The sequence below is a fragment of the Bifidobacterium sp. M3-N-101 genome (assembly GCF_023656805.1).
Taxonomy (GTDB): domain Bacteria; phylum Actinomycetota; class Actinomycetes; order Actinomycetales; family Bifidobacteriaceae; genus Bifidobacterium; species Bifidobacterium breve.
Genome location: NZ_JAMOKQ010000003.1, coordinates 89310 through 115083, shown reverse-complemented (window position 1 = coordinate 115083; position 25774 = coordinate 89310). Strand labels below are relative to the sequence as shown.

At 58.1% G+C, this 25774-nt stretch carries 18 protein-coding genes and 2 pseudogenes; 16 read left to right on the top strand and 4 right to left on the bottom strand.

Annotation, left to right across the window (positions count from 1 at the left end; translation table 11 throughout):
• Positions 1 to 155: 155 nt before the first annotated feature.
• From NBH12_RS03095 to NBH12_RS03055, 9 genes are all read left to right on the top strand, one after another.
• Positions 156 to 1079: a branched-chain amino acid ABC transporter permease gene (locus tag NBH12_RS03095; protein ID WP_003830120.1), complete on the top strand. Its 924-nt coding sequence runs from the start codon at positions 156 to 158 to the stop codon at positions 1077 to 1079.
• Positions 1080 to 1083: 4 nt separating this feature from the next.
• Positions 1084 to 2172, top strand: a complete 1089-nt coding sequence (locus NBH12_RS03090) for a branched-chain amino acid ABC transporter permease (protein ID WP_014484152.1) — start codon at positions 1084 to 1086, stop codon at positions 2170 to 2172.
• Positions 2169 to 3032 (top strand): ABC transporter ATP-binding protein, encoded by an 864-nt coding sequence (locus NBH12_RS03085; protein WP_019728210.1) that lies wholly within the window; start codon positions 2169 to 2171, stop codon positions 3030 to 3032. The genes NBH12_RS03090 and NBH12_RS03085 overlap by 4 nt, the downstream gene beginning before the upstream one ends.
• On the top strand, positions 3032 to 3736 hold the full coding sequence (locus NBH12_RS03080) for an ABC transporter ATP-binding protein (protein ID WP_003832732.1): 705 nt from the start codon (positions 3032 to 3034) through the stop codon (positions 3734 to 3736). Before NBH12_RS03085 ends, NBH12_RS03080 begins: the two co-directional genes overlap by 1 nt.
• 158 nt (positions 3737 to 3894) lie before the next feature.
• Positions 3895 to 4557, top strand: coding sequence for an L-threonylcarbamoyladenylate synthase (locus NBH12_RS03075; RefSeq protein ID WP_015439103.1), 663 nt, complete (start codon positions 3895 to 3897; stop codon positions 4555 to 4557).
• The gene (locus NBH12_RS03070) at positions 4554 to 5801 is read left to right on the top strand and encodes an MraY family glycosyltransferase (RefSeq protein WP_003830129.1); all 1248 of its coding nucleotides are present in this window, start codon (positions 4554 to 4556) and stop codon (positions 5799 to 5801) included. Before NBH12_RS03075 ends, NBH12_RS03070 begins: the two co-directional genes overlap by 4 nt.
• Positions 5802 to 5889: 88 nt before the next feature.
• The gene (guaB, locus tag NBH12_RS03065; protein ID WP_052792053.1) at positions 5890 to 7443 is read left to right on the top strand and encodes an IMP dehydrogenase; all 1554 of its coding nucleotides are present in this window, start codon (positions 5890 to 5892) and stop codon (positions 7441 to 7443) included.
• A 254-nt stretch (positions 7444 to 7697) separates the two neighbouring features.
• The gene (locus tag NBH12_RS03060) at positions 7698 to 11282 is read left to right on the top strand and encodes an SNF2-related protein (RefSeq protein WP_052790500.1); all 3585 of its coding nucleotides are present in this window, start codon (positions 7698 to 7700) and stop codon (positions 11280 to 11282) included.
• Positions 11283 to 11352: 70 nt separating this feature from the next.
• Positions 11353 to 14685 (top strand): Eco57I restriction-modification methylase domain-containing protein, encoded by a 3333-nt coding sequence (locus NBH12_RS03055; RefSeq protein ID WP_250819164.1) that lies wholly within the window; start codon positions 11353 to 11355, stop codon positions 14683 to 14685.
• Positions 14686 to 14739: 54 nt separating this feature from the next.
• On the opposite strand, the gene NBH12_RS03050 is transcribed toward NBH12_RS03055, so the two are convergent.
• Complete coding sequence (locus NBH12_RS03050) at positions 14740 to 15210, bottom strand: TaqI-like C-terminal specificity domain-containing protein (RefSeq protein WP_236252503.1); 471 nt, start codon at positions 15208 to 15210, stop codon at positions 14740 to 14742.
• Here NBH12_RS03050 and NBH12_RS03045 point away from each other — a divergent pair.
• Positions 15172 to 15774, top strand: coding sequence for a master DNA invertase Mpi family serine-type recombinase (locus tag NBH12_RS03045; RefSeq protein WP_032739433.1), 603 nt, complete (start codon positions 15172 to 15174; stop codon positions 15772 to 15774). The genes NBH12_RS03050 and NBH12_RS03045 overlap by 39 nt on opposite strands.
• 287 nt (positions 15775 to 16061) lie before the next feature.
• Here NBH12_RS03045 and NBH12_RS03040 read toward each other — a convergent pair whose 3' ends face one another.
• Positions 16062 to 17108: an MFS transporter gene (locus NBH12_RS03040; RefSeq protein ID WP_236717492.1), complete on the bottom strand. Its 1047-nt coding sequence runs from the start codon at positions 17106 to 17108 to the stop codon at positions 16062 to 16064.
• Between the two features lie 141 nt (positions 17109 to 17249).
• A pseudogene (locus tag NBH12_RS03035) lies at positions 17250 to 18651 on the bottom strand (alpha-amylase family glycosyl hydrolase); the annotation flags it as partial.
• Position 18652: 1 nt separating this feature from the next.
• On the opposite strand from NBH12_RS03035, the gene NBH12_RS03030 reads away from it, so the two are divergent.
• From NBH12_RS03030 to amrS, 6 genes and pseudogenes are all read left to right on the top strand, one after another.
• Complete coding sequence (locus tag NBH12_RS03030; protein WP_060618957.1) at positions 18653 to 19648, top strand: LacI family DNA-binding transcriptional regulator; 996 nt, start codon at positions 18653 to 18655, stop codon at positions 19646 to 19648.
• 186 nt (positions 19649 to 19834) lie between these two features.
• On the top strand, positions 19835 to 20485 hold the full coding sequence (gene orn, locus NBH12_RS03025; protein ID WP_060618405.1) for an oligoribonuclease: 651 nt from the start codon (positions 19835 to 19837) through the stop codon (positions 20483 to 20485).
• Positions 20486 to 20533: 48 nt separating this feature from the next.
• A complete protein-coding gene (locus NBH12_RS03020; protein WP_065452787.1) occupies positions 20534 to 21952 on the top strand; it encodes a DEAD/DEAH box helicase in 1419 nt (472 codons plus the stop codon).
• A 302-nt stretch (positions 21953 to 22254) separates the two neighbouring features.
• A pseudogene (amrB, locus tag NBH12_RS03015) lies at positions 22255 to 23196 on the top strand (AmmeMemoRadiSam system protein B); the annotation flags it as partial.
• The gene (gene amrA, locus NBH12_RS03010) at positions 23170 to 24051 is read left to right on the top strand and encodes an AmmeMemoRadiSam system protein A (protein WP_350448183.1); all 882 of its coding nucleotides are present in this window, start codon (positions 23170 to 23172) and stop codon (positions 24049 to 24051) included. The pseudogene amrB and the gene amrA, both read left to right, overlap by 27 nt.
• Entirely contained in the window at positions 24038 to 25231 is a 1194-nt protein-coding gene (amrS, locus tag NBH12_RS03005; RefSeq protein WP_081293894.1) for an AmmeMemoRadiSam system radical SAM enzyme, read from the top strand. The genes amrA and amrS overlap by 14 nt, the downstream gene beginning before the upstream one ends.
• A 24-nt stretch (positions 25232 to 25255) precedes the next feature.
• Here the strand turns inward: amrS and NBH12_RS03000 are convergent, their stop codons facing one another.
• Positions 25256 to 25702, bottom strand: a complete 447-nt coding sequence (locus NBH12_RS03000; protein WP_236716270.1) for an SCO7613 C-terminal domain-containing membrane protein — start codon at positions 25700 to 25702, stop codon at positions 25256 to 25258.
• Positions 25703 to 25774 lie beyond the last annotated feature (72 nt).

The window sequence follows — 25774 nt, the reverse complement described above, 5'->3', positions numbered from 1 at the left end:
GCTGCATGATTCCAATCCATGCGCTCTAGTATGAGCGCGCGATATAGGAGAGTGGCCGGTTTCCGGCCCTCTCCCTTTCGCGTTTTCATGGCGCATCATCAGACATTCAATAAACGCATTCAACACACAATGAGATTTAGAAAGGGGGAGCAGTGATGGATCAGATCATCATGTTTGTCAGCCAGCTATTCAATGGCCTGAAAATCGGTAGCGTGTACGCACTCGTGGCATTGGGCTACACCATGGTCTACGGCATCATCCGCCTGATCAACTTCGCCCACGGCGATTTCATCATGGTCGGCGCATATGTGCTGATGCTCACCATTCCCGCCATCGTCGCCATGGGCCTGCCCGCCTGGGTGGCGGTCATTCCCGCCATCCTGGTGTGCGTGGCCGTCGGCGTCATCGTCGAAAAAGCCGCATACAAACCGGTGCGCGAGAAGGGCAATTCCATGACCGCCCTGATCACCGCCATCGCCATGTCCCTGCTGCTGGAGAACGGCTCTCAGGCCATCTTCGGTGCCGACTTCCAGACAGTCCCGACCATTTTCCACCTGCCGTCCATTGCCTTCGGCAAGCTCAAGCTTTCCGGAGACACACTGCTGACCATCGTCATCGGCCTGGTCATCATGGTGGGCCTGCAGCTGTTCGTCAAGTTCACCAAGCAGGGCAAGGCCATGCGCGCCGTCTCCGAGGACAAGGAGGCCGCCGTGCTCATGGGCGTCAACGTCAACTCCACCATCGCCCTGACCTTCGCCATCGGTTCCGGTCTGGCTGCAGTCGCCTCACTGATGTACTGCGCCGCCTACCCGCAGGTGTCGCCTATGATGGGTGCCATGTTGGGCTTGAAGGCATTCGTCGCCGCAGTCCTTGGTGGCATCGGCTCCATCCCGGGCGCCATGATCGGTGGTCTTGCCATCGGCCTGATCGAGAGTCTGACCAAGGCATATATCGGCACTGTCACCGGAGGCCTCATCACCTCGGCATTCTCCGATGCCATCGTGTTCGCCATCCTGATCATCGTGCTGCTCGTCAAGCCATCCGGCATTATGGGCAAGAACGAAGGGGAGAAGGTCTGATCGTATGAAGAAGACAATGCTTTCCACCACACAATCCTATGTGGTGTGCTTCCTAGGCATCCTTGCCACATTCGGCATCGTGATGGCTCTGTGCGAATCCGGTCTGGCCGATTCCTATATCAAGGGCATCATGATGACCGCATGCATCGCCATCATCATGACCACATCCCTGAACCTCACCATCGGTGTGCTTGGCCAGCTGACGCTGGGTTGCTGCGGCTTTGAGGCCATCGGCGCCTATGTAGCCGCACTGGCATCCAAGTACATGGTTGCAGCCGGCATCGGCGTTGACCCCACCGCAAGGTTCCTGATTACCACGCTGATCGGCGGCATTGTGGCGTGTGTGTTCGGCATCCTGATTGGTATCCCGGCACTGCGACTGCATGGCGATTACTTGGCCATCATCACGCTGGGCTTCGGTGAGATCATTCGTGTGATCATCCAAAACCTCAAGGTTGCCGGCGGCATGGGCCTTGACAAGGGTGCCGCGGGACAGGCCCTGATCGGCATCGAACGCACCGCCAACCTGTACGTCGTGTTCTGGATCATGGTGGTCACCGTGGTCGTGCTCTTCATGTTCGGCCGTTCCCGTTACGGGCGCGCCGTCAAGGCCATTCGCGACGACGAGATCGCTGCGGGCGCTTCCGGACTCAACACCACGTACCTTAAGGTGCTTGTCTTCGCGATTTCCGCATTCTTTGCAGGCATTGCAGGTGGCATCTTCGCCCAGTACATCGGTTCGTTGAACCCCACCATGGCCGGCTGGCTCAACTCCATCAACTACGTGATCATGGTGGTGTTCGGCGGCATGGGTTCGCTCACCGGCTCGATCGTCTCCGCCATCGGCCTGACCATCCTGCCCGAGCTGCTGCGTGCCTTCGCCGACTACCGTATGCTCGCCTACTCGGTGGTGCTGGTGCTTGTCATGATCTTCCGCCCGCAGGGCATCTTCGGTTCATGGGAGTTCTCGCTGCCCAAGCTCATCAACCGGCTGCTGCTTCGCGGAAACAGCAAGAACGACAGGGCTGCTGATAAGTCCGATAAAGCCGTCAACGAACCGGCCGATACAACCGAGAAGGAGGCTGCACGATGAGCAACGATACCCAGCCCATCCTCAAAGCCGAACATCTCGGCATCACCTTCGGTGGTCTGAAGGCCGTATCCGACTTCAACATGACCATCAACAAAGGCGAACTCGTCGGTCTGATCGGCCCCAACGGTGCCGGCAAGACCACGGTGTTCAACCTGCTGACCGGCGTGTACAAGCCCACCGAGGGCGATTTCTGGCTGGATGGCGAACCCATGAACGGCAAGAAGACCTATCAGGTGGTTCGTGCCGGCATCGCCCGAACCTTCCAGAACATCCGCCTGTTCAAGCAGCTCACCGTTGAGGAGAATGTGCTCGTCGCCTTTGACGAATCGTTCTCCTACCATATGGGCGGCGCCATCTTCCGCACCCCGGGCTTCTGGAAGCAGGAGCATGAGATGCATGAGAAGGCCATCGACCTGCTGCGCATTTTCAACCTCGAAGGCTTGGCGGCCACGCAAGCGGCCAACCTGCCATACGGCCAGCAGCGCAAGCTGGAGATCGCGCGCGCTTTGGCCACCGGCATGAAGCTGCTGTTGCTCGACGAGCCGGCCGCAGGCATGAACCCCACGGAAACCGAGGATCTGCTGCACTGCATCAATACGATCCGTGATCGTTTCGGCATCGCCATCCTGCTCATCGAACATGACATGAGCTTGGTGATGAGCGTTTGCCAGCGCATTCAGGTGCTTGATTACGGTCGTACCATCGCATCCGGTACGCCGGAGCAGATCGCCAACAACCCGCAGGTCATCTCGGCCTATCTGGGTAGCGACAGCAATGATGATGCGGACGGCGACTCGACCGCCAAGGTCGAGCCGGAGCCAAGCATCGCCAAGACGATTCAAGAAGAGGGGGCACGCTGATGCTGGAAATCAAGGATCTGTGTGTCTCGTACGGCGCCATCGACGCGGTCAAAGGCATCAGTCTGAAGGTGGACGACGGTGAGATCGTCTCCCTGATCGGAGCCAACGGTGCCGGTAAAACGACCACCTTGCACACCATCACCGGTCTGGTGCCGGCCAAGTCCGGCAGCATCACCTATGACGGTCATGACCTGCTTAAGACGCATGCGAACAAGATCGTCACCCTGGGCATGGCCCACGTGCCGGAAGGCCGCCATGTGTTCACCCGCATGAGTGTGCAGGAGAACCTGGAGATGGGTGCGTTCAGCCTCAAGGACCAGTCGAATCTCGGCAAGGATCTTGAGATGGTGTTCGACTACTTCCCGCGTTTGAAGGAACGTCGCCGCCAGCTGGCCGGCACGCTCTCCGGCGGTGAGCAGCAGATGGTGGCCATGGGCCGCGCCCTGATGAGCCATCCGAAGACGATTCTGATGGATGAGCCGTCGATGGGTCTTTCGCCTCTGCTGGTCAAGGAGATTTTCGACATCATCGTCACTCTGCGCAAGAGCGGCATCACCGTGCTGCTGGTCGAACAGAACGCGAAGATGGCCCTATCCATTGCCGATCGCGCCTATGTGCTCGAAACCGGCAAGATCACGATGAAAGGCAAGGCCTCGGATCTGCTGCACGACGAGAAGGTGCGCAAGGCATACCTCGGCGCGTGACGCATAGTCTGGCACAGGTTGCTTTCGAATTGATGGTGACCGGGTTTCGCCCGGGACGGTGCATGCCGTTCGGAACGAAACCCGGTCATCGTCGTTGTGCAAGTCGGGGCACAATGGTGCAATGATAGATTGTGATGAATCAGGTGAACGGAGACGGTATGAGCGCAACGCGGAAGGTCACGGATGAGTCGTTGGCTCAGGCCGCACGCATCATTCATGATGGCGGACTGATCGTCATTCCCACCGATACCGTGTATGGCGTAGCCTGTGATCCGCGCAATGCGGCTGCCATCGCCCGCATCTACGAACTCAAGCGGCGTCCCCGCTACAAGGCATTGCAGGTTCTGCTTGATTCCACTGACCAACTTGACGAGCTCGGACTCGAACTACCTTCGCCGCTGAACCGTCTTTCTGCCGCCTTCCTGCCGGGGGCGTTTTCGCCGATTGCCGTCGCGCGCCCCGATTGCACGTTGGAGACGTTGGCCGACACCGCGGAAGGCAGGCCCGGCACGCAAGGCATTCGCATTCCCAACTCGGCGCTCTGCCTTGAGATTCTTCGTGCTACTGGTCCTCTGGCCGCTTCAAGCGCCAATCGTTCCGGCGATGAAAGCGCGCAGACCGTGGACGAGGCCGTGGAAGCGTTCGGAAACCAGATTGATTTGTATCTGGATGGCGGGCCCACACAAGGCCATATATCTAGCACCGTGGTGAAAGCGGATCCGTATGCGAGAGACGGCATTGAGATTCTTCGTGAGGGAGTCATTCCCCAATCCATGATTCGCAAAGCCCTCCACCTCAATGGCGGGGGATTAGGCGCATGAGGATTTACTTACTGGTCGCGGCCATCGCGGGTGGCGTCACCTGGCTGGTGACTCCGCTGATTCGCCACGTGGCCATCGAAATCGGCGCGGTTGGCGAAGTGCGCGCCCGCGATGTGCATACCATTCCCACCCCGCGTATGGGCGGCCTTGGCATGCTGATCGGATTTACCGTGGCCACCATCTTTGCCAGCAGAACGCCGTTCCTTGCGGGTCTGTTCCAAGGTAATTACCAGATGTGGGTGATTCTTGCCGGCGGCATTATGATCAGTCTGCTGGGCATGGCCGATGATTTGTGGGATCTTGACTGGATGTTGAAGCTCGCCGGTCAGCTGCTGATTTCCGTTTTCGTGGCCTGGGGTGGTTTGCAGATTATTTCGCTGCCGCTGGGAGGCTCTCTGATCACCGCATCCCCGAGCCTGTCCATGGCAATTACGGCATTCCTTATTGTCGCTTCGATCAACGCGGTCAATTTCGTGGACGGTCTTGACGGACTGGCTTCGGGCATCGTGGCCATCGGCGGCATCGCGTTCGCCATCTATTCGTACATCATCGCCCGATACTCGCCCAGTTACGCCTCGCTGGCCACGCTGATCGACGTGATGATGGTGGGCATCTGTGTGGGCTTTATCCTGCATAACTGGCATCCGGCGAAATTGTTCATGGGTGATTCCGGCTCGATGCTGCTCGGCTATCTCATCACCTGCGCCTCAATCGTCATGACCGGCCGTCTTGATCCGGCATCGATTCACGCCAGTATCTATCTGCCGGTATTCATGCCGATTCTGTTGCCGATTCTGGTGCTGTTCCTGCCGGTGCTCGACATGTGCCTGGCGATTGTGCGGCGTCTGGCCAAGGGGCAGTCGCCGATGCATCCGGACCGTATGCACCTGCATCATCGCATGCTGCGCATCGGCCATTCGGTTCGTGGAGCCGTGCTGATTCTTTGGGGTTGGGCGGCGTTGATCGCGTTTGGGTCGTTGACCATTCTTTTCTTCAAGGCGCAGCACGTTGCCTTTGGTATGGCGATTGCCGTGGTCGTACTGACCATCGCCACCATGTACCCGTATCTGAAGCATCGTATTCCGGAGATACAGGAAGAGAACGCTACGTTGGAAGCGGCGCGCCACAACGCGCAGCATGCCACGGCAGTGCATGACGACGTAACCCCAGAAAATACGCGTTCCGGAAGCGAATCGCTGCCGGTTGCCGGCGCTGATTCGAGCGGACAGGAAAACCCTTCCTGATAGCAGTCCGCACGCGTTGAGCCATATGTGATTGGACGGTTCTCACACGTGTGTCGTGAAGGTCAGCGCATTTTCATATAGTGTTTACATGGCTACAAACCTTGATGAATTAAACGCCCAGTCGGCGTATGCCCCCCTTCCCCCGATTTTCGCCAAGCTCGGCCTTGCCTATGATGATGTGTTGCTGCTGCCGAACGAGACGGATGTCATTCCTTCCGAAGTGGACACCAGCACCCATCTGACCCGCAATATCACGATGAAGGCCCCGGTGCTCTCCGCCGCCATGGATACTGTGACCGAGTCCGAGATGGCCATCGCCATGGCTCGTAACGGTGGTATCGGCGTGCTGCACCGCAACCTGTCCATCGACGATCAGGCTGCTCAGGTCGATGTGGTCAAGCGCTCCGAGTCCGGTATGATTACCGATCCGCTGACCGTCAACCCTGAGGTCACTTTGGCTGATCTCGACAAGCTGTGCGGCAAGTTCCACATCTCCGGTCTGCCGGTGGTGGACAAGGACAACAAGCTCGTCGGCATCATCACCAACCGTGATATGCGTTTCATCGCCTCCGAGGATTACGACACCCTGAAGGTCAAGGATGTCATGACCAAGGAGAACCTGGTCACCGGTCCGTCCAACATCTCCAAGGACGACGCCCACCGCCTGCTCGCCCAGCACAAGGTTGAGAAGCTGCCGCTGGTTGATGCGGAAGGTCATCTGACTGGTCTGATCACGGTCAAGGACTTCGTCAAGACCGAACAGTACCCGGACGCCACCAAGGACGAGCAGGGTCGCCTGCGCGTGGCCGCCGGCGTCGGCTTCCTCGGCGACGCATGGCAGCGTGCCTCCGCCCTGATGGAGGCCGGCGTGGATGTGCTCGTGGTCGACACCGCCAACGGTGAGGCCCGCCTGGCACTCGACATGATCTCCCGCCTGAAGCACGATACCGCCTTCGATGGCGTGCAGATCATCGGCGGCAACGTCGGCACCCGTTCCGGTGCCCAGGCCATGATCGAGGCCGGTGCCGATGCCGTCAAGGTCGGTATTGGTCCTGGTTCCATCTGCACCACCCGTATCGTTGCCGGTGTTGGCGTTCCGCAGCTCACCGCCGTGTACGAGGCCGCCCAGGCCTGCCGTGCCGCTGGCGTGCCCTGCATCGCCGACGGTGGCATCCACTACTCCGGTGACATCGCCAAGGCCCTTGTGGCTGGCGCCTCCTCCGTGATGCTCGGCGGCACGCTCGCTGGCTGTGAGGAAGCCCCGGGCGAGAAGGTGCTCCTGCACGGCAAGCAGTACAAGCTGTACCGCGGCATGGGATCCCTTGGCGCCATGGCTCCGCGCGGCAAGAAGTCCTACTCCAAGGACCGCTACTTCCAGGCCGACGTGACCTCCAGCGACAAGGTCGTGCCGGAAGGTGTGGAAGGCGAAGTGCCGTACCGCGGCCCGCTCAACGCTGTGCTCTACCAGATGCTCGGCGGCCTGCACCAGTCCATGTTCTACATTGGCGCACACAACATCGCCGAAATGCCGGAACGTGGCAAGTTCATCCGCATCACCGACGCCGGCCTGCGTGAATCGCACCCGCACGACATCGTGATGACCGCGGAAGCACCGAACTACTCCGGCTTCCACAACAACTGATCTGACTGCCGAGGTGCTTTGACATACTGAGGTGAGTGGAGGAGCCTTCCGCTTGTTCGGAGGGTTCCTCCTTTGCGTTTTCGCGTCGTTGCCGTATTACCAAGTTGTTGCTGCAGCACCGGGCACCTCATCATACGGTGACCACGACACGCCGAGGTTCTTAAAACAAGTAATTATATACCTGCGTAATTCATGATGCCTTAGCGTGGGCGGCATTTGATGCCATGTAATCAGTTCAACGAGGGAGGACAACGATGTCGAAGCTGATTCGATTCATCGACAACAGGAACCAGTCCCTGGGGGATGTGCTTCGTCAGGTCGCGGCCGACCCGGCATATAAAGATTTGTCCATCGTCACCGGCTATTGGGACATGATTGGTACCTCGAGGCTGATTGACCTCATCAAGAATTACCGTTCCGTCAGGATTCTGATTGGTGCCGAACCCTTTTCCAGGCGCAATCTCGGCCTGACGAACCTGTACAAGGACTTTCCCGATGCGGACATCTCCGAGGATCTGCGCAAGTTGGGGGAGCTTCCCGACGATGAGGTGGCCCGCTATCGTGAAACGGCACGTATCCTGGCGGTTATGATTCAGGAGGGACGCCTGCAGGTGCGCATCTGCCGCAAGCCGTTCATCCATGCAAAGGAGTATGTGTTCGGTTCCTACGACACCGCGGGTGCCATCGGCATCATCGGATCCTCTAACTTCACTGGAAGGGGATTGTCCGACATCACCACTGGTGGCAATGCCGAGCTGAACTATCTGGAGGACCAGGAAGGCATCGTCATCCATCCGGTCCCCACTGAAGGACAGCAATACGGCCACCTATCATGGTTTGACATGATGTGGAACCTGCCGGAGGTCCAGGAATGGACGGGTGACTTCCAGGAGATTTTGAGCAGTTCTCCGGTAGGCAACAAAACCTATGGCCCATATGACGCATACATCAAGGCATTGATGCGCCTGTTCCCCGACGAGATGGCCCCATCGTTGGAGGACGGGAGCGACGATGACGACGATGGCGAAGACGTGTTGTATTCATACCAGAAACGCAATGCGGGCATACTCATCAACAAGCTCAACAGGATGGGTACGGTGATACTCGCGGACTCCGTCGGCCTGGGCAAGACAGTCACCGCAGGTGCTGTCATCAATCATTTCAGGAAGAACGGCCGACGGAACATCGCCATCCTGCCTCCGGCCAAGCTGAAGGATCAATGGAAGTCCGATCTGCAGGAATTTTTCGGCCTTGACGAATCCAGCTATAGCTTGGTGTCGCAGCAGGATATCCAGGCCATCCGACGGTTGGGGGACGCCTACCGCAGGTCGTATCCCGCCGATCTGATCGTCATTGACGAGGCACACAACCTCCGCAACAAACGTTCCGAACGGTTCAACGCCATTCTGAAGTTAGTCGGGGATAATCCCAAGGCCAAGGTGTTGCTGCTGACGGCCACTCCCATCAACAACGGGTTCAGGGATTTGGTCAGCGAGCTGGAGCTTGGCTTGGGCGGTCGCATGCATTCCGGAATTATGGTGTCGTATCAGGATCCTGGTGGCGCATATGTGCCATCCCAGGATTTCTTTGAGTTCCTTGAGGAACTCGACGGCAAGAAGAAGGTTGCCGAGAGCAAGGGAAAGTCATTTGACTGGGAAGCGTATCGTCAGCCACTGTCCCAGGGCATCAGCCGGTTCGTGGTCCGCTCGACCCGCCAGGGAGTTCAGGAAGAGGCGGAGCTGATGGCGAATGGGAATGGTCCGGTGATGCGCTTTCCGGACAACGTGTTCGTCACAATCGATTATGCGTTTCCCCCGCGGGCCGTTCAGAAGGTTGAATCCACCATCGACCGTCATGCCGCCGTGTTCGAGGGCATCGATCCACTTGCCGTAGATGATGACGAGCTGTCCGTCGAGACGCAACGGTTGCGACACCCTCTGGATATCATCTCGCAGGACGCGGGGAGATTCCAAGGATTGAGGAAGTCATCGTCACTGGTGCGGGATGTGTTCTCCCTGGTATCACTGCTGGGATTCCCTATGTACCGAGCTGAGCTGTATTCTTGGCAGTACAGGAACATGGGCGTGAAAGAAATCGGATTGCTGGACCTTCCCTCCGATGATCTCATGCGGTTGCGCTCCGCCATGACGATCCACAACATCCTGCAGACCCTCTGGCTGAAGCGTCTCGAATCCTCGCTGCAGGCGCTACGGCTGTCCGTGGAACGCTACCGGTACCGTCTGAACAGGTTCGCCGAATGCTTGGGGAAGGGATACGTTATCGAGTCGTCCGCGTTGTCGTTGCTGGAAAGTGACGAGGAGGAACAGTCGCGGTTGTCGTTCTGGGACGAACCGGTGAAGGATTTCGAGGAGGAGCTCAAGGGTCGGGGCATATCTTATGCCAAGGCGGACGAGGACGCCTTTGATATGCGTGGCCTACTTCGTGACGTGGAGCGTGACCAACGCATCACGGATGTTATCCTCGATGTGTTGGAATCATGCATCGAGGGAGAGCTGGATGCCAAGCTTGATGCCTTTGCTGAGGAGTTCGCCAAGGCCCTTCATGATGGACGATTCGGTGGGAAGGTACTGGTCTTCAGCGCTTACGCCGACACCATCGATTATCTGCGGATGGCTTTGCCGGTGCGACTGAAAGACATCGTTCCCGATTTCGACAGAAAGGCGGCCTTCCTGACCGCATCCTCCTCCGACCTGAACAATATCGTGGGACGCTTCTCTCCGGTGTCCAAGAAGCGTGTGCTTTCCGGACCCGAGGAGGAATTGGACTACCTGTTCTCGACGGATGTGCTGTCGGAGGGGCAGAACCTGCAGGACGCGGCCATCCTCATCAACTATGACCTCCATTGGAATCCAGTTCGCATGGTGCAGCGCAACGGACGCATCAACCGGCTGGGCTCCCGGTTCGACCAAGTGCTCATCGGCAACATGGCTCCCGCCAAGGATTTGGACTATTACTTGGGGCTCATCGATCGCTTGCAGGGCAAGATCGACACCATCAAGAACTCGATCGGCACCGACCAAGGCGTGCTGACTGTCGAGGACGAGAACCCCATTGAATACATCCAGGACCTGTACAGCGGTGACGATGCCAGAATTCAGGAGGTGATGGATACCGTCGAGGCGGACAACGACATGCTGTCGTGGAGGAACACCCATGTGTATGCGCTGCGGGAGTTCCTGCAGCATGCGACGCAGAAAGACCTCGACCGCATCAACGCGATGCCAAGGGGCAAGTGGAACTATCTGCCATCCGATTCGCAACTGAAGAAATCGGTGGTGATGATGTGTGAGCAGGCCGGTGGCATAGGCAACGGGATGAACTACCGGTTCATCCGTGTGGAGACCAGGGCACGGCTCTTGGCCGAACCGATTACGAGCGAGGAAGCCTTGGGTCTGCTGAGAACCAACCCCGAGGACAATGCGAGAAAACCGGACAATGCTCAGCTGGACCGGTCCGTCATGGAGAAGTTGGCAATCTCCATGGCTGGGATGCGTGCGTCCTCCAAGGCCTCGGGGAAGTTCACGCCAAGAAAAAACGAGATGGAACCGCTGGCGTTGCTGCAGAAGCAGTTGGGTGTCAGACAGCTGCGGAAAGCACTGGCCCCCGTGCAAAGCCTGGTACAGGCCAAGCAGCGGTACGATGCACTGATGAGCCGGCTGCGGAAGGAAGCCCAGATGTCCGGAGGATTTGCCTCGCTGGAAATCAGTGAACAGTTGCTGTCCGATTGGAGTTCCTTCCTTAGGGACATCGACCAGGATGGCGACAAAGATGGCGGCAAATGGCGCCCCGTCATGGCCGGCATGTCTGTCGATCTATGATGGCATGGCCACGGGGAGCGCGTCGGTATACAATCCTTAAAGCTTTGGGCGCATAGTCGGAAGGAATGGCATGATTACGTTCACTGGTCTGCAGCAGGCCCTTGACGAGTATGGCGAGCGCACGTCCACCGACACGGAGGACGTTGACCGCAAGATTGCGGCCATGCGCGTGGCGATGCAGGTGCTCGCCATCCTTCGTGGCATCGGAGCCGATGACATCGACGCCGAAATCGAGGAGGCTTTGCTCCGTCCGGTGCCCGTGGACAGGCACGGGGAATGGTTCGTCACCCATCCACAGATGCTGCGCACAGCCTTCGTCTGTGATCTGGCCGATGAGAACGAGCTGTTCCAAGCTACGTTCAGCGCGTTGAGGGGAACCGCCACGAAGGCACGCATCAGCGCATGCGTGGCGATGTCCCCTCGTTGGGAGGACGGTGAGCTCTTTGAGGACGAGCCGGTCGGGGTGAGTTTTTTTGCCCCAGCCAATGTTCCCTCCATTGTCATGGTGGTGTCCAGAGCGGGCAACTTGCGTACCATGGAGCTGCGCGGTGAATTGTCGAACACGCAGAAGCGCATCCTGGACAAGCTGCATGGGGTACTGGCCGGAGGCGAGCCGGATGGGTCCGTCGAGGAATCGGACAAGGCGTGTGCGCATGCGGCGATGTGGGATGCGCTCAACGTCGCCGAGGTCAACCAGCGCTTCTATGCTGGTATCGCCGCACGGTTCAACGAATTGGTCAAGGCGCTTGTTGCCGCCGGACATGACGAGGGTGACGCGAAGATGTTCGCCAGCCGTTTGATCGGACGCATTCTCTTCGTCTGGTTCCTCAACCAGAAGGAATTCATTAATCCAGATGAGCATTATTTGGAGATTGGGGACCTGGACTCTACGGAGTATTACGAACAAAAGTTGAAGCGTCTGTTCTTCGCAACTTTGAATACGGCGAAGAATCGTCGCGGAGAAGACGGAGATAAGCTTACGCCATTCCTGAATGGTGGTCTGTTCGAGGAGCAAGCCACCGATTTCCCGAATGAATCGATTCCGTTCCCGGAGGGATTCTTCGCCAGACTATATGAGCATTTCGGCCAGTATGATTTCACCACCGACGAGTCCACTCCGGACTACGAGCAGGTGGCCATTGACCCGGAGATGCTGGGCCGTATCTTCGAATCCCTGCTGGCCGAGCAGATGGATGACACCGGCAAGATAGCCCGCAACGCTAAGGGGGCGTTCTACACCCCACGCGAAATTGTGGCGTACATGTGTCGTGAAGCGCTGCGCCAGTACTTGTATCGTGAACTTGGAAACGATAATGGCATCCATCAGGGTATTGATAAGTTGCTGGATACTTCTGATGGCAAGTGGGAGAGTGATAGTGCTCCCCGTAAGATTCTATGGAACTCAAATACCTCCATAGTGCTGCCACAGGCCATCGCAGCACTTGAACGAGTCCGAGTATTGGATCCAGCCTGTGGCTCGGGTGCATTTCCCATGGGAATGCTGCAGCTGTTGATGCGGTGCCGTGTTCGTCTGATGGGGAAGGCTGCCACAGCTAATAGCTACCAGCAGAAGTTGGAGATTCTACAGAACAACGTGTTTGGTGTTGATATCGAGCCGATGGCGGTGGAGATCGCTCGTTTGCGCGTCTGGCTGTCCATGATTGTGGAGCGAGAATCGATCGGACAAGTCGAGCCACTACCGAACTTGGACTTTAAGTTTGTCTGTGCTGATTCCTTGGTGCCATTGGCCAACGAAGATGTATCTGGTACTGATCAGGTTAGAGACATGACGATTGCCAACGTATCGTTGAAGAAAGGGATTCTAAATCAGGGTGCCTTCGATTTAGCCGATGAGAGTGAGTTGCTTGAACAACTGAAGAAGATTCGTTCACGCTACTTTGCCACCACCGATTCTGAGCGTAAGAGCGAATTAATGCACCAGTTTGAAGAGATCTCAAACCAGCTGGGCGGCGGTGTAGCCTCTTCAAGAGGTCGGCAAATTGCCGATTTTCATCCTCATTCGTCTACTGTGTCCGAGACCGGTCATGCACCGTTCTTCGACCCAGACCTTATGTTCGGCACCGATGCATTCGATGTGGTCATAGGCAACCCACCGTATGTTCAGCTGCAGAAAATGAAGAATCAGCGTATCGCATATGAATCGCTGGGATACCGGTCATACAACAAGACCGGCGATCTGTATGAGTTGTTTTACGAGCGCGGGTTGGAACTGTTGTCTGGCCATGGTGTGTTGAATTACATCACGTCGAACAAATGGATGCGTAACCGGTATGGCAAGGAGCTGCGTGAATACTTGGCTCGGAACGCGGAGGTGATTTCTCTCATCGATTTGGGTGCAGGGCGCTTCAGCAGTGCCACCGTCGACACGAACATCATGTTGCTTGCCAAAGGGCATTCGGACAGGGTGCTTCAAGCTGTGAAGTACGCGGATGACTCGTTGACTGACATTGCTGCATACGTCGAGAAGTACGCAACAACGATTCCGTTCAATCTCGTTAAAGGCAATACCGTATCGGATGTTAACAAGAAGATGCCAGACGGTGGACCATGGGTCATCCTCACTGACATGGAACGTGACATCAAGGCCAAAATGGAAGAGGTTGGCACTCCTCTTAAGCAGCTTGATGTGCGTATCAATTATGGTGTTAAGACTGGGCTGAATGATGCCTTCATCATCGATAAAGCAAAACGTGATGAACTGATTGCAGCTGACCCAAAGAGTGCCGAAATCATCCGTCCTGTGTTACGCGGACGTGATATTAAGCGCTATCATTACGAGTTCGCGGATCAGTACTTGATTACAACCCACAACGGTTATAAATCTGAGGGTATCGATATCCCTCGTATAGATGTGAACAAGTATCCGGCTACTAAAGAATGGTTGAGCTCGTTTGAACCGAAACTCTCTAAACGCGCTGATCAAGGAAATACCCCATATAATCTACGTGATTGCGCGTATATGGGCGATTTCTCGCAACCGAAAATCGTGTGGGGGGAAATTTCCGACAGAGCAAAGTTCGCATTTGACAAAGAAGGACAGTTCATAGCTCCTAATTCTGTGTTCATGTTACTCGGCAGTTCCCTGCCGGAATTGACGGCATATCTGAACTCTGATTTGGCGGAGTATGCCTTCTCCACCATGGGGACCACCACGGGAATGGGAACAGTTCGATGGCAGAAGCAGAAAGTAGAGCTTATTCCTGTCCCTCAATTTAACTCTCAGGTACGCGAGGCGCTTAAATCATTGATAGTGCAAATTGGTACCTGGTCAAGTTCCGATCAGAAGTGGAAAGATTGCCGTCAAGCAATCAACGATTGCATTTTTTCGTCGGTGGGATTAGACGATAAGGAACGTGACTTCATTAGACAGCAGGTAAAGTAATTGCCAAAGCAAGCGTTGCCGGAACGCACCGACAACGCTACCAACTGTCGTTACTTATTGCAATGCCAGGATTTCCTTGTTGCAGATTCCATAAAGGCCGAAAACCATGTCGTTTATCTGTTTCTCATACTCAAAGATTTCTTCACCTTGACAGTTCTGTATTGCTTGAGCCAGCGAGGCAACTCGAGTTCGCTCCTTCTCCGGCACGTTCTGCGGAATTGGTATCTGCTCCACAAAGACTGGCTTGTACTCCATATAGCCACCACTGCGAGTAACACCGACCTGATGTACGTACCAATCTGCTGCTTTAGAATTTAGGACGCCTAGCAGGAACCAGTCATCAGTGGCGATGAACGGAGAAGGCGCGCAAACAATAGCATCGTCCTTCACCATGGCGTATTGGGCTCGCAGGCATAAGTTACCCCACACTATTTTCGGTTGCGAGAAATCGCCCCTTTGCCTGCGGCATCTGTGACACTGGTAATTGTGATTTACGGTTATGTTCGGGTGAGTAGTGACAAGCAAACACTGGAGAATCAACGATTTGAAATTGAGCGTTTCACCTGTGTCGAAGGACTGAAAGTAGATGAATGGGTGGAGGAGACCATCAGCGGCACTAAAGCTCTAGACAAACGAAAACTGGGTCCACTATTGGATAGAGTAGGAGAAGGTGATCTTATCGTCTGTTCAGAGCTTTCACGTTTGGGACGTAGCCTGTTCATGATTATGGACGTGCTCGGGGAATGTATGAACAGAGGATGCCGGGTGTGGACTATCAAGGATGGTTACCGTTTGGGTGATGATATCCAGAGCAAGGTATTAGCGTTTGCATTCGGACTGTCAGCTGAGATCGAGCGCAACTTAATCAGTCAGCGAACCAAAGAGGCCTTGGCACGACGTCGAGCAGAGGGTGTGCGATTAGGGCGACCAGTGGGAAGCTTATCAGCAACAGTAAAGCTGTCAGGCTATGAGGCAGACATTCATGCCATGCTGGAGCAAGGCTGCACCAAGGCTGACATTGCCCGTAAATACCACGTTCACCGTTCTACCGTTGGTAGGTTCATTAATAACCATATGTCTGATTTATGACTACAATTTCGCGGAATGCTGCATCTCAAGGACTTTTAAATCTTTGAAATTGCAACATTCCGCGGGATTGACCACTCGTTGATCACTTCACGCGCTTGATGCCGAGAACGGCAACGGCGGCGATGATGGCCATCGCGATGGCGGTCGGGAACACGAAGTTGTAGGAGCCCAGAATCGTGACGATGCTGGAGGTAATTGCCACGCCAATGGCCTGCCGGCGCAGGTGGCGATGTTCATGAATCCGGGGTCCTTGCCTGCGGTCTCCTTGTTCGGCAGCACATCCACGTTCAGCGCCTGGTCAACGGACAGATACATGCCGTAGCCGAAGGAAGAGATACCGCCGAAGAGGTACATGCCCATCGCGGTCGGGAAAATCCATGGCATGGCCAGACCCACGGCGAATACGACGCAGGCGACCATGATTGGGGCCTTGCGGCGGCCGAGGGCGTCGGCGATCGGCCGGAGATCAGAGAGGCAACCATCGAGGCGATCATCGTGAGCACGGAAATGACCTGAATGGCGGCGGCTTGGGTCTTGGACTGGCCGATGTGGTCTTGCAGGATATACAGCTGATAACTGAAGATCATCTGGTAGGCAACGATGAGGCAGGTGCGGCAGATGAAGGCGCGGTAGAAATCGCCGCAATCCTTCAGCGGCGGGGTAAGGGACTCAACAACGACCTTCCACAGCGGTTTGCCGGCATCCTTGTGTATGTTCTTGGAAGAGGGTTCACGCGGGGCGATAACCACGGCAAGCACACCGGCGAGCAGTGCGCACAGGCCGGTGCACACGAAGCCGACTTCCATGTTGGTGATGAAGAGGGAGCCGATCAGCGTGCTGATGCCCTGGCCGATCACACCGCCGCCGCCGATGGCCGCGGAGACCGTGGCGCGGGATTCCTCTTCAACACGGTCGGAAATCAGTGCGTAGATCGGAGCCTGCACCATGTTGAGACCGATGAGGGCGAGCACATAGCAGATGCCAATAATCAGAGCGCTGGACGGGCGGCTCAGCGACCAGAAGCAGATGCCATACACGAAAGCGCCGGTGAAGATCCAAGGCGTGCGGCGGCCCCACTTGCTGGCGGTGCGGTCGGACAGAGCGCCGACGAACAGGACGATGAAAATGGAGACGATGGAGCCTGCGGAGTTGATGGCGCCGAGCACGGCGGTGGAGTTTTCGATGCCCAGATCGCGCAGACGTTGCGGAACCAGGATGGACATCGTGCCGTAGAAGGCGATGCCGGATAGGGCGGCGAAGGCCATGAAAGCCGCGGTATAGCGCCACTTGTTGGTTTTGGAGGACGGGCTCGGGGTCACGCTTGCAGTTGTCATGATTGCAGCTTTCCCTTCGTTGAGGGATTACATGAAGGGGATTACATGGAGAGGATTACGTGGAGGAATTACGGATTACTCGGATTGCATGTGGGTGCGTGCGGGGCCCTCTGTGTGGAAGGGCCCCGCACGAGGCGGTCATCAGCGGAGCTGAATCCAAGCGGACATATCTTGCGGAAGCAGGCCGTCCTCGGTGAGCGGGCCGGAGGTCAAGAGCACCTTGCCGGCGGGCAGCGCGGCCGGATCGGCGCCGAAGTTGGTGATCGAGGCCCAGCCATTGGCGCGCTTGTAGGCGATGGTGCCTCCAGTGAATCCGTTGGCACCGTCAGGTTTGCCAGAAGAACGGTCCTCGGGTAACCAAGCGAGGCTCAAATCGGTGGTTTGCAGCTCGTGGCGCAGCGCGAGAGCGCGGCGGTACAGGTTGAGCATGGAATCCGGGTCAGCGCTTTCCACGTCAACGGCGAAATCCTTGTACCACTTGGGCTGCGGCAGATGCGGCTCGGCGGCAGGGGTACCGTCGGCGCGAGTCGTAGGGGAGAAGCCGAAGGAGCCGTCGGTGCCAAACTCATCGGACGGGTCGGCAAGATTCGGCACATCCGCGCTGTTTCCACGGCAGCGGCACGCGGCAGCCGTCGCGGCCCTTGGTGGACGCGGCCTGCGAGGTGCGGTGGCCGGACGGGTCTTCCACGCGATCCCACGGAATATCTGCCACCCCGAACAGGCCGAGCTCTTCGCCCTGATAGACGTAGGCGGAACCGGGCAGCGCCATCTCCATAAGCACGGCGGCGCGGGCGCGCTTGGTGCCGAGCTCCTTGTCCAGCGGGTAGGTGGTGCCATCGCGCAGCACCCAGTCCTTGGCGAGCTGGTGGTATTCGCTGGTCGGCACCTGCGGCAGGCCGTAGCGGGTGGCGTGGTGGACCACATCGTGGTTGCTCATCACCCATGTGGCGGAGGAGCCGGAGCGTTCGGCGCTGGCGATACCCTCTTCGATGGCCTGGTGCATGGCGTCGCGAATCCAGTCCTTCTTGGCGAACTCGAAGTTGAAGATCTGTCCCAGATCGTCGGGACTGGCGTACAGGTACTGGCGGTTGGGTTGCACCCATGCCTCGGCCACGGCGAACGCCGGAGGATTGTACTCGTTGAAGACCTTGCGCCACTCGTGGTAGATCTCATGCACTTCGTCGCGGTCGATTACCGGGTGCGTGCCGTCATCCGGCTGGTCGGACGTGCACCACACCACGTAGTCGTCGAGATCGTCGCGGTCGAGATCCTTGGCCAAACCGTGGGCCACATCCACGCGGAAACCATCGGCACCGTGGTCGAGCCAGAAGCGCAGCGTGGTGAGGAAGTCGTCGCGTACCTCGCGGTTGTTCCAGTTCCAGTCGGACTGCTCCTTGGTGAACATGTGCAGGTACCACTGGCCGTCGGGCACGCGGGTCCAGGCCGGGCCGCCGAAGTGGTTCTCCCAGTTGGTGGGCGGCTGGTCGCCGTTCGGGCCTTTGCCGTCGCGGAAGATGTAGCGGTCGCGTTCGGGGGAGCCGGGGGTGTCTGTTTCCACGGTGTCCCGGGCATTGCGAGGGCTTGATAAAGTCAACCCTGAGACTCGCGCCAAAGTGGAGGCGGCTGCCGAACGCCTGCATTTCTCGTTCTCGAAAACGGCATTCTCGCTGGCCAGCGGCAAATCCATGCGTGTGGCCGTGCTTATGCCCAACGAAATCAGCAGCTGGTTCAACGCGCATACCTTTGAAGGTATTTACGAGGTGCTTTCGCGCGAGGGGTATGACGTGGTGCCCTATGTGATGTGGGGCGACGCTGACCTTGAACGGTTTTTCCATACTCTGCCCGGCACGCAGAACATCGATGCCGTGTTCATCGTCTCGTTCGTGTTGGACGTCGCCAAACAACGTGTGCTGTCCTCTCTGACGGTACCGGTCGTCGGCATCAATACCCCCTCTACTGATGGGTTTGACGCTTCGGTGCGGATTGATGACATCGCCGCAATGCGTGGTGTGGTACGGCTGCTGCGCTCGTTCGGCCATGAAAGCGTGGCATACGTGGAGCAGCCGATGCAGCCTTCCCCTTTCGTATGCAGCGACTCGGTGCGCATGGAAGGTTTCCTCAGAGCAGTTGACGATCAGAGGTACGACGACGGGCATGTGCTGGTGATTCCTTCTGCGGAACAGGCGACGATGGGCAATGAGGCTGCCGCCGTCTCTGATATCGCGGCGCAACTTATCGGTTCCGATACACAACCCACCGGTATCTGTGTGGAGAATGACCGATGCGCGGTGCTGCTGCTCAAGGAACTGCGCCGGTTGGGGTGGCGTATCCCCGAAGAGGTTTCCCTGGTCGGCTTTGATGGTGAACCGCTGAGCGATGTGGCCGATTTGACCACGGTGCGTCAGGACCCATTGAGTGGCGGGCGGCTGGCTGCAAACAAGGCAATGGCTCTTATGCGGGGCGAGACGCTGGACGAGCCTCATACGGTTATGCCTACTTCGCTGCTGATGCGTGCCACCACTGCGCGCTTTGGCCGGTGAGCTGATGGGGCGCGTGGAACATCGGCTGCGAGTCTGAGGTCTGATGACTGGGTGTTTGCGGGGGCGGTTTCCGGGCTGCGGGCAATTTGTAGTGGCTGCGCTGTAGTCTGAACTGTTCTGCAAACGCGAAGGCATGCGCATGTCAGGCAATGGCATGCAAGAAAATGCAAGGAAAAGAGGCATACCATGGTCGACAGCCATGACGCGGAAACATACAGCGCGAAGGACTCGCGCCTGATTTGGATCGATTGCGAGATGACCGGACTTGACATCTTCGGCGGCGACGAACTCGTCGAGGTGTCCGTGGTTCCCACCGACTTTGACCTGAACGTGCTGGATGAGGGCGTGGATTACGTCATCAAGCCGTCCGAGAAGGCCGTGAACCATATGAACGATTTCGTGCGCCAGATGCACACCCGTTCCGGCCTGATCAACGAGTGGGAGAATGGCCTGAGCCTGGCCGAGGCCGAGCAGAAGGTCACCGATTATGTGCTGCGCTTCACGCCGGAAGGCGTCAAGCCCCTGCTCGCCGGCAACACCATCGGCTCCGATAAGAAGTTCCTCGACCACTACATGCCGAACCTCATGAGCCACCTGCACTACCGCAGCGTGGACGTGAGCACCCTGAAGGAGCTCGCCCGCCGCTGGTACCCGGCCGTCTACGAGAACCGTCCGCCGAAGAACGGCGGCCACCGCGCCCTCGCCGACATCATCGAGTCCTTGGACGAGTTGCGCTACTACCGTAAGGCCTTCATGGCCCCCGTCCCCGGCCCGGATGATGCCGCCTCCAAGGCCATCGCCGCCGACATCGTGGCCACCAGCATTCTCAATAAGTAGTCCGCCGTACTTGGCTCCCCTCCCTGAGGGGAGTCTAGAGAGGTTGATATGCGCCAAACCGAAGCCCTAGCCATTCTGAACGCCGGCGCGAACGTGTTCCTGACCGGTGCGCCCGGTGCCGGTAAGACCTATGTCTTGAACGAGTTCATCCGCCAGGCTCGGGCCGACGGCGCCAGCGTGGCAGTCACCGCGTCCACAGGCATCGCCTCCACGCATATCAACGGCCAAACCATCCATTCGTGGAGTGGCGTCGGCGTGGCCACCGCCCTGAGCCCGAGTCTGCTCAAACTCATCAAATCCCGGCGCAAACGCAAGATTCAGGCTACGGACATCCTCGTCATCGACGAGGTTTCCATGCTGCACGCATGGCTGTTCGACATGGTCGACCAAGTCTGCCGCGAAGTGCGTCGCGACCCACGCCCGTTCGGAGGCATCCAGGTCGTGCTGTCCGGCGACTTCTTCCAACTGCCGCCGGTTTCGGTGTCCGGGCGCAACCGCGACCTCATCGCCCCCACCCCCGAATTCATCGCCAGTCGCGAACGGTATGCCCGTGCCGGGCTTAACCCGGAAGGTTTCATCACCGAATCATTGATATGGCCTGAACTTAACCCGGTAATCTGCTATCTGACCGAACAGCACCGTCAGGACACCGGCGAACTGCTGACCGTGCTCACCGACATTCGCGAAGGCGACGTGACCCAGTCCGACCGTGACGTGCTCGTCACCCGTCTGGGCAAACTGCCCGAGCCCGGCCAGGTCGCCGTCCACCTATTCCCGGTGAACCGGCAGGCCGACAATCTCAACGACATGCGCCTGAACCAGATCATGCTTGAGCCGCACGAGTTCCACGCCGAAACCGCGGGTCCCGCCAATCTGGTCGACCGGCTCAAGAAGAACATGCTGGCCCCCGAGCGACTGGTACTCAAGGAGGGTGCGGCTGTCATGGCCCTGCGCAACGACACCGATCGCCAGTACGTCAACGGCTCGCTCGGCACCGTGCGCGGCTTCGCGCAGGAGAACAAGGGCGGCTGGCCGATCGTGGAATTCGAAAACGGCAACATCGTCACCATGAAACAGGCCACATGGGAAATGATGGACGGCGACACCGTGCTCGCCTCCGTCTCTCAAGTGCCACTGCGTTGCGCGTGGGGCATTACCATCCACAAATCGCAAGGCATGACGCTCGACCGTGCGGTCATGGATCTGAAGCGCACCTTCGCGCCGGGCATGGGATATGTGGCGCTGTCACGAGTCGAATCGCTGGGTGGACTGTATTTGGCTGGCGTCAACGAACGCATGTTCCTCGTTTCGCCCGATGCCGTGGTGCTCGACGGCGACCTGCGCGAAGCCTCGGCCTCGGCCTCCGACCAGTTGGCCGATGAAGGTGCAACCGCGTTCAAACCTGCTGAGCCGGACGAATTTGGTGCCAATCCCGATGATGACTTCGCCCAGGACGCGTTATTTTGACGGTCGATATATCGAACGACCGCTAATTTGAGTGTTTCTGCACTTCGAGGGGCGGATTTTGAGTTTTCGGGACATCTACTTCCGTTTCAAGGGGCTGATGTCCAAGTAGACAACGCTTAAAAACGGCGGAATGACGTTGGTATGAAGCCGTTTCTATGTGCGATTGAGCGGATGACCAGCCCCTCGAAACGCAAGTAGATGTCTCCAAGGGGCGGAATCGGCCCCTTGAAGCCGAAGAAGACACTGCGAACTTGTCTTCATTGAGGAACTGAACGGCTACCATGGAATAAGCGGTGGTAGTTATGGTGCTATCCGAGATATTTCGTGGAAACAATGAGGTTCGCGAGGCCGCCCGAGCCGGTGTGCAAATCGATACGGTTAGTGTGGCTAGTGCGTCAGATGCAGCAAGCGCGGCAGACGGCAGCGGCAAAATCACTGGCGCAATACGTCCGCCAGCGGTGGCTGGTTCGTTCTACCCCGCTGACCGCACAGCGCTCAAGCAACTCATTACCCATCAATTGGATTACAGTCGAGAGGTTCTGCAACAGTTGGAGCCCACGCTTCCAGCGGGAGTGCCAAAGGCTGTAATCGTGCCGCGTGCCGGTTATGTGTATTCCGGCACGGCGGCCGCGCTTGCCTATGCTTTGCTCGAACGAGGGCGGGGAAGCGTGACTCGTGCGGTAATTGTGGGGCCGACTCACCGTGTGGCCGTGTGAGGCGTTGCTTGCTCTACCGCAGCGGCGTTTGAAACGCCGCTGGGCACGGTGCCGGTAGATGTTGTTGCTGAGCGTAAAGCTTTAGGCTTGGAATCGGCTTCCGATGAGCCGCTTCGTTCCGGTACACATGCTCGTCCGGGGGCACCGGCTCCCGCAATGATCGTCAATGACCCCACACATACGAAGGAGCATGCCGTGGAAGTACAAATTCCGTTCCTGCAAACCGTGCTCGGCCCAGACCTCACTATTGTGCCGTTGAACGCGGGCGACGCCACGCCACAAGAGGTGGGCGATGTGTGGCGTGCTTTGTGGGGCGGACCGGAAACCGTCATCGTGATTAGTTCGGATCTCTCGCACTATCATCCGCACGAAGTCGCCCGCGCGCTGGATGATCAGGCCATTGCGGACATTGCGGCTTTGCCTCTGCCGATTCACCCTCGCCGGGCCTGTGGCGCATACCCGATCAACGGCCTTCTGGATGTGTTAAAAGGCCGCAAGGACATGAAGCTCTTCGAGCTCGGCTGTTCCACTTCCGGCGACGACGGCGTGGTGGCGCTCGCCGGCCAACCTCGCCCCGCAATGCGAGACGCCTACGAGCCGGTAGTGGGATATGTCTCGTTCGCCGCGTGGGGATCCAAGCCGGAAGCAGATGCTCCATCCGGTGCAGATGACTTAGGCGCATCGGGTACGCCATCCCACGGTGAGGTGCTGCTGAAACTTGCCCGTGCCGCTATCCGGGAACGGCTGCATATCGAGCATCCGACCGCCGCTGATTCGACCGCGTCCATTCTTGCCGCAAACCCATGGCTGAACGAGCCCGGTGCCTGTTTCGTTACCCTGACCGAGGGTGGCCGGCTACGCGGGTGCATTGGTTCGCTGGTCGCCCACCGCTCGCTCGGCAAGGACGTGACCGAGCACGCAGTGGATGCCGCCACCCGCGACCCACGTTTCAACCCGGTCACCGCCGCGGAATACCCGTTGCTCAACGTGGAGGTATCCGTCTTGGGCGCGCCCGAGCCGATTACCGTGAACTCCTGTGACGCCGATTTGTGCGGTACCGGCTCGAAGACCGCGACTCTGGCATCGCTGCAATCCGGACCTCAGACCGACGCCGTCAAACGGGACGGCAGTAACGTCGAACGCCCGGTACGTTCGCGCACTGAACTTGAGGAAGTATTACGCCCCGGCAAAGACGGTCTGATTCTCGCCGACCGTCGTGGCCGCAGCGCTACATTCCTGCCACAAGTGTGGGATGAGCTGCCCGATTCGCACGATTTCGTCGCTCACCTGCTCGCCAAAGCCGGTATCCGCCCGTACTACGACTGGAACGATGGCGAAATCGACTGTCAACGCTACGAGGTGACCGCCTATGCCGAGCACTAACGCAGCAACCATGTCCCCTCCCGCTGGCGGGAGGTGGCGCGAAGCGACGGAGGGTGGTCACCGAGAATCAGAGGGTGGTCACCGGGAATCGTGCGGTCATACGGCGTCAGTCACAGATGTTCGTAACCCCGCCATAGCCCGCTGGCAAACGCAATTCCACGACGGTACCAACCGCGCTCGCTGCGAACTATGCCCGCGCCGCTGCGTCCTCAAGCCCGGCCAACGCGGCTTTTGCTTCGTCCGCTCAAACCACGACGGACTCATCGTCTCCGACACCTACGGCCGCAGCTCCGGCTTCGCCGTGGACCCAGTGGAAAAGAAGCCGCTCAACCACTTCCACCCCGGTTCCAGCGTGCTGAGTTTTGGCACGGCTGGCTGCAATTCCGGTTGCCGATTCTGCCAGAATTGGGATATTGCCAAAGCCCGCAGTTTCGACCGGCTCGGCGTGGAAGCCAGTCCGGAGAAAATCGCGCAGGTCGCGGCCGACCGGGGCATCGATTCGGTGGCGTTCACCTATAACGATCCGATCGTGTTCGCCGAATATGCCATCGACACGGCCGAAGCCTGCCGAGCGCTCGGCATTCATCCCATCGCCGTGACTGCCGGATACATGAGCGCCGAAGCCCGGCCCGACTTCTACGCCGCCATGGACGCCGCCAACATCGATCTCAAAGGCTTCACCGAAGAATTTTATTGGAAAGTGACCGGCACGCATCTGGCCGATGTGCTCGAAACCATCGACTATGCGGTCAACGAGGCACGCACACCAGAAGGCGAACACGTGTGGGTGGAGCTCACCACGCTACTCATCCCTGGACTCAACGATGACGATGCCCAGCTGCATGCTGAATGTACATGGATACGCGAGCACTTGGGCCCGGACGTGCCGCTGCACTTTTCCGCATTCCACTCCAGTTACCGCATGATGGACGTAACGCCCACCCCGCACGAGACTCTGACCCGCGCCCGAGGCATCGCCCTCGAAGAGGGACTCAATTATGTGTACACCGGCAACGTGCATGATCGTGAAGGCGATACCACATATTGCCCAAACCCTGAATGCAGGGCCAAGCTCGTGGAACGCGATTGGTATCGAATCATTGCCAACCGTTTATCTGCCGGATACAGTGGCAATGGGCACTGCCCCGTATGCAGGACTGCTATCGCCGGACGTTGGTAATCTGCCTCAGGTCGCTCGCGCGATTTAGCGCAGATCGCCAATACGCGCGGCGATCGTCCTCATCGATTTGAGGCTCGCCTCATAGCGCGCGGCTGCCACAATCAGAATGATGCCGCCCAAAGCAAGCCACACCCACCGGTAGTGGCGGGAGAATTCGGCCCGCCATGGCCACAGCACAGTCACCGTGCTGACGATAAGAATCACCGTGCCGTAGATCAACGGTGCTTGCAGCAAACGCACACCCACAATCAGCGCGCCGCTCCGGACAGGCCGATTGTTCCGGGACCGACATAGGCGATTGCGCAAATGGTGGCATGGCCATTGGCTGTTGCGATACCGGTTGTCGCGGAACTGCCGTTGGGAATTGCGGGGTTGCAGCAGAAAATTGCGGGGCCCATGCTGGGCCGGTTGATACACCGGTTGCTCCGCGGGTTCCGGCTGATTCCCCTGTTGCTCGGTCGGCTGCGTCATCGTGCCCTCCTACCCTTCTAGCCATCATTGTTGTACGAATGAGTCCGAATGCCAAGATGAAGGCCGGAATAG

What these genes read in the sequence shown, in the direction of transcription:
- amrS (WP_081293894.1), top strand. Translation starts at nt 24,038, where the DNA reads ATGCCGAGCACTAACGCAGCAACCATGTCCCCTCCCGCTGGCGGGAGG.
- NBH12_RS03020 (WP_065452787.1), top strand. Translation starts at nt 20,534, where the DNA reads ATGCGCCAAACCGAAGCCCTAGCCATTCTGAACGCCGGCGCGAACGTG.
- NBH12_RS03040 (WP_236717492.1), bottom strand. Translation starts at nt 17,108, where the DNA reads ATGACAACTGCAAGCGTGACCCCGAGCCCGTCCTCCAAAACCAACAAG.
- NBH12_RS03090 (WP_014484152.1), top strand. Translation starts at nt 1,084, where the DNA reads ATGAAGAAGACAATGCTTTCCACCACACAATCCTATGTGGTGTGCTTC.
- NBH12_RS03060 (WP_052790500.1), top strand. Translation starts at nt 7,698, where the DNA reads ATGTCGAAGCTGATTCGATTCATCGACAACAGGAACCAGTCCCTGGGG.
- amrA (WP_350448183.1), top strand. Translation starts at nt 23,170, where the DNA reads ATGAAGCTCTTCGAGCTCGGCTGTTCCACTTCCGGCGACGACGGCGTG.
- NBH12_RS03000 (WP_236716270.1), bottom strand. Translation starts at nt 25,702, where the DNA reads ATGACGCAGCCGACCGAGCAACAGGGGAATCAGCCGGAACCCGCGGAG.
- NBH12_RS03075 (WP_015439103.1), top strand. Translation starts at nt 3,895, where the DNA reads ATGAGCGCAACGCGGAAGGTCACGGATGAGTCGTTGGCTCAGGCCGCA.
- NBH12_RS03095 (WP_003830120.1), top strand. Translation starts at nt 156, where the DNA reads ATGGATCAGATCATCATGTTTGTCAGCCAGCTATTCAATGGCCTGAAA.
- NBH12_RS03085 (WP_019728210.1), top strand. Translation starts at nt 2,169, where the DNA reads ATGAGCAACGATACCCAGCCCATCCTCAAAGCCGAACATCTCGGCATC.
- NBH12_RS03055 (WP_250819164.1), top strand. Translation starts at nt 11,353, where the DNA reads ATGATTACGTTCACTGGTCTGCAGCAGGCCCTTGACGAGTATGGCGAG.
- orn (WP_060618405.1), top strand. Translation starts at nt 19,835, where the DNA reads ATGGTCGACAGCCATGACGCGGAAACATACAGCGCGAAGGACTCGCGC.
- NBH12_RS03070 (WP_003830129.1), top strand. Translation starts at nt 4,554, where the DNA reads ATGAGGATTTACTTACTGGTCGCGGCCATCGCGGGTGGCGTCACCTGG.
- guaB (WP_052792053.1), top strand. Translation starts at nt 5,890, where the DNA reads ATGGCTACAAACCTTGATGAATTAAACGCCCAGTCGGCGTATGCCCCC.
- NBH12_RS03080 (WP_003832732.1), top strand. Translation starts at nt 3,032, where the DNA reads ATGCTGGAAATCAAGGATCTGTGTGTCTCGTACGGCGCCATCGACGCG.